At 74.6% G+C, this 996-nt stretch carries 1 protein-coding gene; it reads left to right on the top strand.

Going from position 1 to position 996, the window contains the following annotated elements; genetic code table 11:
• On the top strand, nt 1-996 hold a 996-nt coding region (locus Pen02_RS41415), incomplete at both ends, for a phosphopantetheine-binding protein (protein WP_239142050.1).

Here is a 996-nt window from a genome sequence, read left to right as displayed (position 1 = left end):
CGATCCGGACCAGCTCGTCGGCCGACTCCCGCTCCTCGACGACACCCACCAGCACCAGGTCGTCGGTGAATGGTCGAGGCGGATTCCGGCGGAGCTGCTGCGCTCCGCCGCGCCCGCCGCCGACACCCGGGTCTACCTGCTCGACCCCGCCCTGCGTCCGGTGCCTGCGGGGGTCACCGGAGAGGTCTACCTGACCGGCGCCCCGGAGCGACCGGTCGGACCGGTGCGGCTGATGGCCGACCCGTTCGCCGGAGACGGCTCCGTCATGTACCGGCCGGGTCGGCTCGGGCGCTGGTCGCCGGAGGGGGAGTTGACGATGACCGCCTCGCCGGCCGACCAGGTGACGGTACGCGGACTGCGGGTCGACCCGGACGTGGTGCTCGCCGCGCTGGACGCCCACCCGGGGATCGCCCGCTCCGCCGTGCTGGCCCGTACGCTGCCGTCCGGCGTACCGGGGCTGGTCGCGTACCTCCAGCCCGAGCCCGGGTACACCGTGGACCGGGTGGCGGTGCTGCGGCACCTGCGTACCCGGCTGCCCGGGTACATGGTGCCGTCGTTGCTGCTGCCGCTGGCCGAACTGCCGACCACCGCCGACGGGGAGGTCGACCGGGCCGCCCTGTCGGAGGTGACCGCCGAACCCGGACCGGCTCCGCAGGACCCGACCGAGCAGACCCTGTGCGGCCTCTTCGCCGAGGTGCTCGGGGTGGCCGGGGTCGGCCCCGGTGACGACTTCTTCGACCTGGGCGGGAACTCGCTGCTGGCCACCCAGTTGGCCGCGCGGGTGCGTACCGGACTCTCCGCCGACTGCACCGCCCGCGACATCTTCGACAGCCCAACCCCGGCCGAGCTTGCCGTGGTGGTCCGGTCGGGAGCGCCCGGCACCGCATCGGCCGGTAACGGATCGCCCGCGCCGGCCAAGGCTCTGGCTGCGGCGTCCCACTCGCCCGCTCCGGCTGCGGCACCCACCTCCTCCGTCATCGAGGACATCCTGCCGCT

The sequence above is a fragment of the Plantactinospora endophytica genome, from assembly GCF_016862915.1.
GTDB classification, from domain to species: Bacteria; Actinomycetota; Actinomycetes; order Mycobacteriales; family Micromonosporaceae; genus Plantactinospora; species Plantactinospora endophytica.
The sequence above is the reverse complement of the archived record's forward strand: the minus strand, read 5'-3'. Positions and strand labels throughout refer to the sequence as shown.